We start from the raw sequence: 5,851 nt of genomic DNA, 5'->3' as shown, positions 1-5,851 counted from the left end.
AACGTCTACTTCTTGCCGGTGATCGCTGCGATGCGGCCAGACCGCTTTCGGCCAAACTACGCCATCTGCAGGTTGGGATGCCCGACTGCAGGCAGCGGAAGCTGGCTTGGTAGGCGCCTCACACCTCGCCAGAGGTAACCGCCACGACCTCGCGCTTCAGGATAAAAGCGGTGGGCGGCGGGGGGTTGCCCATTTCGGGTAGCTATAGCACCGAGCGCTGCCGTTCATGCGTGGTAATGGCAGTTACCGTGCATGGTGCAGCTGCTGCAAAACCGTGACCACACGCATGATGCGACCGTCGTGCATCAGCCACACTTCGAGCACGTCCATAAGCCACGTGCTTCTCGCGCTTGCTCAACGAGGTATCCGCACCGCATGCAGTTGGCGCCAGTATCATCTGCGGCGAAAGGGTCCGCAAACCGCCGCATCGTCACCTTGGGCGCGTTTGACTTTGCTTTACGCTGCTTGCGGTGTTCAATGGCTGCGACGCTGCTCGGTAACTCAGCGGACTCTTTGTCGGTCAAGGCTGGTTGCTGCACCGATGGCTCCCATGCCGGCATGACGTGCACGGTTGGAGACGTGAGCTCGGGCACCACGGGTTGCGCTTCTGGCGACGGCACAGGCGAAGGGGGCTTTGCGCAAAACCCATCATGCCACGTCTCCGCGTGGGCATTTCGCCCCACTGGATGCAGATGATCCTTCAAGGGTTTCGGTGTTCCACGCGCCACGTGTACGACTTCGACGACCCGGTTCGCCATAACCCCGGAGCGGTTCTTTCGAGATGCGGTGACAATGTGCCGCGTTTCGTTGGAAGATGTAGGCTGCTTGGGGTGGCGTGAGAAAACGCGATCTGCTTCTGACATAGACGTCCATTGTTGATGGTGGCCGCCTTTTGGAGGCGACCGATCATGACACGATTTTAGTTAGCGCCACTACCGGAATTTAATACTCACAACTCAAAGAGGCAGAGTGACAGATCAATGCCAGCCCGCAATTTTTGGACACCGATCATACTATTCCTTAGGCATGTATACTGGACAGACGGCATTATGTTGCGACACTTTCGGTAGCCTGGTAGCAATTATCGTGGGCAAGTCCACTGCTCTACCTCTCTACTCCCAAAGTCCTTCTGCTGGGAACTTTACCCTACTCACCGTGCTGTCGAGGGTGCCCGTGCACGGCCGCCGCGGCATACGATCGCTTCCGGCACGTCAGCCAGCCTGATGCACCCGATCAGCCTTCAGTCTGCCTGCCGTCCTGATCGAGTACGGCCTTCACGGCGGCAATGCGGGCCTCGCAGTGATCAGCGAGCTCGCGCGCGCGGCGAACTAGAGGTTCGATCTCGTCAACGTCCGGGACCTTGTTGGCGTTCGGCTTCAGCTTCTCGGCGATCGCCTGCAACTCGCCAAAGGCGTCGGCCCACTTAGCCGGCAGCCCGGAGCCGGGCGGATGGATGGTCACCGTGGTGGTAGTCGACATCCTGCCTCCGTCACTGCCTGAGGGTGGTACCGCCATCGGCCAGCTCGGCCTGGACAACCGGTTCAGCACGAAGAGCAGCCGTGGTGGTGAGTGGACGGCCATCCGGTGCCCGCAGAATGGCGTAGCCGCTGGCAAGCAGCCGTTTGGGATCGGCCATCGCGGCTATGGCACGAGCATCCGTCACGGAAGACGCCACAGCAGCGATGGATACGGAGGCGGCCTCCTCGATGCTGCGAAGTAGGGTGGCTGCAGCACCCCCCGCGGCGTCGGGGGCAGCGTTTGCCTGACGCAGTGATGTGCCCAGAGCCTCGCTGACCATGTCTGCGAGGCGGTCAAGCGTCGGAGGCGCGGTTGCCGCGACTGCGGACCAAGCAGTGGCAAGGGCCGCCTCACCGGTCCGGGTCACCGTCCCGGCCCGTTCCTCAACAGAGGCGGCGGCGGTGCGGAGGCTCGTGACCTGCTCCTGGAGGAGGGAAAGTGGACGTTCCCGCACGACCTGGAGCGCAGCCACGATTTCCCGGTCTGCCTGTTGCAAGGCGGCCGCGGGCCTCTGAGCGACCGCCTGCTTGGCTGCGGTGAGATTGGCAGCGGCTTGGTAGAGCAGGGTAGTCGGAGCGGAGCGAATGGTGGCCGAAGCCGAAGCGAGATCCTGCTCGCATGGCTTCAACAGAGCCCTGCCGCCGGTGGTGACGCCGCTCAAGGCAGACCGGACGGCACTGCCTGCGGCCTCCCTGGCCGCCGAAGCGGCATGTCGGGCGGCATCCCCGGCCTCCCGAGCGTAACCGCTGGCGAGGTCGAGGAGGATGCGAGTATTGGGCTCCAGGCTGCGGCTGACCTTCCGCGCGCTTGTCTCCGCCTGATCCATGGATCGACGGCCGCCCTCCCGGGCATTGGCCATATAATCAACTGTGGCCCGCTCCAGTCGGGCGACATCGCAGCTGACTTGGTGCCGGATAGCGAGGATCGCCCGCTCGGCCGCGGCGCAGTTACCGGAGACGGTCTTCATGATGTGCCCGGCCACTGCACTCGGGGTCGGCAGCGAAAGGTGCGCAACCTCATCGAGCAGGGTCCGGTCCACTTGATGGCCGATCCCGACCAGCACCGGGACGGGCATCAGGCAGATGGCTCGGGCCAAATCGTAGTCGGCAAGGTGTGCCAGGTCGGCTGATGCACCGCCGCCCCGGACCAATGCGACGGCGCAGTACCGTCCCTCCCGACATTCGACGAAGATCGAACGGAGCGCGGCACGGATGGACTCCGATGCCGCAGCCGACTGAAAGACGGCGGCATGCGTCACGATCTCCACCAGCCTGAGTTCGTGCAACCGCCGGGTCAGTCGCTCGAAATCGGCGCCGCCGGCGGAGAGTGCTGGCGTAATGACCGCCACCCGCTGGAAGTCGCGCGGTGCCGGAAGGCGCCCCTGGCGATCGAACAGGCCGTCCTGCTTCAGCTTTTCGCGGAAGGCGGCTAAGCGCGCAGCGAGGTCGCCCAGGGTGTAGCTCGGGTCGATGTCATGGCCGTCGAGCTCGAAGCCGAAGGCTGGCTGCAGATCGGCTTGAACATGGACCAGGATCTTGGTCCCCGGCTCGAGATGCAGGCCCAGCGCCGCGAACCGGCGCTCGACCTCCTGCCAGCGGGCCCGCCAAAACTTCACGCGGGCTTTGGCAACAACCCTGCCCGCAGCGTCCGTCTCGATCAGCTCAACCGAGGACACCTTTTCGCCGACGGAGATCTTCTGCACCTCGGCCCGCACCCACGCGCGCGGCAAGTCCCGGAGGGTCTGCTGGATGCTGCCCAGCAATTCGCGCAGCGAGATCGCCGTGTTCGGAAGTGCTGAGACAACCGAAGGCTGCTCATGGGCGCTAAGCGGTCTGCGGGAATGGGCAGAGGGCGCGCGCATCGTGGTTAGTTGCCTGGTGTGACCACCTCCGGTTTACGCCAGAGCCCAAGGTCCTGAAAGCTTTACTTGCGTCGAGTTCGCCTCCAAGCGTCAAGATAATTCTGAAATCAAATCGGAATAACCCTCAGGCGCCCCGCCTACATACGATAATATCCTTTTATCGTCTTTGACTTGCTTGCCCCGGCGCGGCGCGCCTGGATAGGCTCCCGCCAGGAGGCACCCCCATGCCCGACACCGTCCCCGTGACCATCGAGGTCGAGGCCGACGCCGCCGCCGCCCTCGGCGACCCGCGCACGCGCGCCGCCATGGGCCGCTTGGTCAGCCGGGTGCTCAACCCACGCCCCGGCCCGAGCGAGCTGGCGCAGGCGGTTGCTGCGGCCAAGGCCGAGGCGCGCGCCGCCGGCCTGACGGACGCCGACATCGATGCCGAACTCATGGCCTACAATGCGGAGCGTCGCGACAACTCCTCGGCGTGATCGTCTTCGACGCCTCGGCCGTGGTGAGCGCCGCACTCCGCGAGGACAGCGTGCCCGAGCAGGCGTTGCTGCGCGCGGAGGAGACTGACGTCTTCGCACTCTCGGCTGAGGTCGAGGCGGAAATCGCTAGCGTGCTCGAGCGGCCGCGTTTCGCCGCAGCCGTCCCGACGGTGCGGCGGATACGCATCCTCGACGTCCTGTGCGGCGGCGCGGTGTGGTTCATCCCATCCGAGCGCGTGGCGGACTGCCGTGATGCAAAGGACAACAAATACCTTGAGCTCGCCCTCGCCTCCAATGCCTGGGCCATCGTTAGCGGCGACGCCGACCTGCTTGTGCTGCACCCATGGCGCGGCGTGCGGATCCTGCGGCCAGCGGATTACCTTGCGGAGGCCACCGGAGGCGCATGACCTGATCCTCTGGGTACTGGCTCCCCCACCCTGCTCGCCGTTGTCGCTTCCGTGCGAAGAAACACGGCCAAAGCGGTTCGGCGCAACCGCCGCGTCACACATGGTAATGCAGGTTACCGCGCGTGATCGACTCCATCGCCATGCAGTGTGTCAAGGCTGCCGTGGAGTCAATCGAAGAGCTACTCGGCCGTAGCACCTCGCGAGCGGCGAGAACCAGCAGGGACCGCATTGGCGAAAGCCCGAGACCCCTCCCCGAGTCGCGGCGATAGGTGAGGATTCTAGTGAGCCCCTGCCCTGTTGAGGAATCCAGTGAGCCCACAGGTCGTCTGGGGAAACGAGTGAGTGGACCAGGGAAAGCGGTGAGCGGCACGACGGAGAATCAACAAGTTATCGCCTTTATCCCGAGGAAAGCAGTGAGCATTCTAATAATAGAGTCTCCAATAGCTTCTAGTAGTTCAGCTCACTCGATTCCCCAGCGACATTTGCGGCGCCGTCGGGCAGAGTCTGCAGGCAATGGGCACGGTGCATGACCTGATCGAGGCTAAGGGGCGCAAAGGCGCCATCGATGCGGGCTTTGAGCGCGCAATCGTCGAGGCGGCGTCGGCCTACCTTGCGGATGAGGACTCCGGCCTCGGCTTCGCATACAGCGGATGGGCCCAATGCGCCCTCCCCCACAAGAGGCTCGAGAACGACGCCCCCTGGGGCATCGTGTCCGAGAAGGTCAAGCTCATGGTGGAGCCGGGCCGCCGCCAGATCGTGGCCCTGGACGGCAGCCAAAGCTTCGAGTTCGTAGGCGTCCCATTTGGTAGCCACGCGCGGCTCATCCTGCTCTACCTCCAGACGGAGGCTCTCAGAACCGGCAGGCGCGAGGTCGAACTGGGCAACTCCATGCGAGGGTGGCTGGCTCGAGTTGGGATTCCGGCCGGTGGCATGACGGGCAAGAGCGTCCGGGACCAGGCCGAGCGTATCAGTCGCTGCAAGCTGACGTTCGACATCTCCACCGGCAGTCGCAGCTCCGGTCTCGTTCAGCAGACCATCGTGGACAAGGCCCTGTTTATCGAGGCAGACGACGGGGCGACCCAGGGACGGCTCTCGCTCGAGACGGCAAAGCTCTCGGAAGGATTCTTCGAACAGCTCAGGAGGCACCCTGTCCCGCTCGAGGAGGCAGCCATCAAGGCGCTGTCAAACAACGCCCCGGCGCTCGACGTCTACCTCTGGCTCGCCTACAGGCTGCACGCGCTCAGGGAAGACCGCTTAGTTCCCTGGGGAGCCCTAAAGGCCCAGTTCGGAACTGGGTTCTCTAAGCTGTACCATTTCAAGAACAAGTTCCCAGGAACCCTTGCGCTGGCAAACGCCGTCTACCCAGGTGCCAAGGTCGAGTTCACGGACGAGGGCCTTGTCCTGAAGCCCTCTCGGCCGCCGGTGGCGCCCCGTCTTTTGGCAACCCGGTAGGGCTCACTCGATTCCTCAGCCCGAAAGACTGGGCTCACTGGATTCCCCACTTGTCCCTGTCACCTTAAAGAAGGCAGTCTCCTAATACTACTGTGTCATATAATGCGGCACTGAGTGAGTCGTTGGCAGCACGGGCA

The 5,851-nt window shown here is 63.8% G+C and carries 5 protein-coding genes; 3 read left to right on the top strand and 2 right to left on the bottom strand.

Annotation, left to right across the window (positions count from 1 at the left end; genetic code table 11):
* Positions 1-1,233 precede the first annotated feature (1,233 nt).
* Both AC5JJ6_RS38045 and AC5JJ6_RS38040 read right to left on the bottom strand, forming a co-directional pair.
* Positions 1,234-1,479 (bottom strand): hypothetical protein, encoded by a 246-nt coding sequence (locus AC5JJ6_RS38045; RefSeq protein ID WP_496047020.1) that lies wholly within the window; start codon positions 1,477-1,479, stop codon positions 1,234-1,236.
* A 10-nt stretch (positions 1,480-1,489) separates the two neighbouring features.
* On the bottom strand, positions 1,490-3,280 hold the full coding sequence (locus AC5JJ6_RS38040) for an exodeoxyribonuclease VII large subunit (RefSeq protein WP_496047019.1): 1,791 nt from the start codon (positions 3,278-3,280) through the stop codon (positions 1,490-1,492).
* A gap of 323 nt (positions 3,281-3,603) precedes the next feature.
* Between AC5JJ6_RS38040 and AC5JJ6_RS38035 the strand changes: the two genes are divergently transcribed.
* The 3 genes from AC5JJ6_RS38035 to AC5JJ6_RS38025 all read left to right on the top strand — a co-directional run bounded on the left by AC5JJ6_RS38035 (position 3,604) and on the right by AC5JJ6_RS38025 (position 5,714).
* Positions 3,604-3,855 (top strand): hypothetical protein, encoded by a 252-nt coding sequence (locus AC5JJ6_RS38035; protein ID WP_496047018.1) that lies wholly within the window; start codon positions 3,604-3,606, stop codon positions 3,853-3,855.
* Positions 3,852-4,262, top strand: a complete 411-nt coding sequence (locus tag AC5JJ6_RS38030) for a putative toxin-antitoxin system toxin component, PIN family (RefSeq protein WP_496047017.1) — start codon at positions 3,852-3,854, stop codon at positions 4,260-4,262. The genes AC5JJ6_RS38035 and AC5JJ6_RS38030 overlap by 4 nt, the downstream gene beginning before the upstream one ends.
* 522 nt (positions 4,263-4,784) lie before the next feature.
* Complete coding sequence (locus AC5JJ6_RS38025) at positions 4,785-5,714, top strand: replication protein RepA (RefSeq protein ID WP_496047016.1); 930 nt, start codon at positions 4,785-4,787, stop codon at positions 5,712-5,714.
* Positions 5,715-5,851 lie beyond the last annotated feature (137 nt).

The sequence above is a fragment of the Skermanella sp. genome (assembly GCF_059503625.1).
The sequence above is the reverse complement of the archived record's forward strand: the minus strand, read 5'-3'. Positions and strand labels throughout refer to the sequence as shown.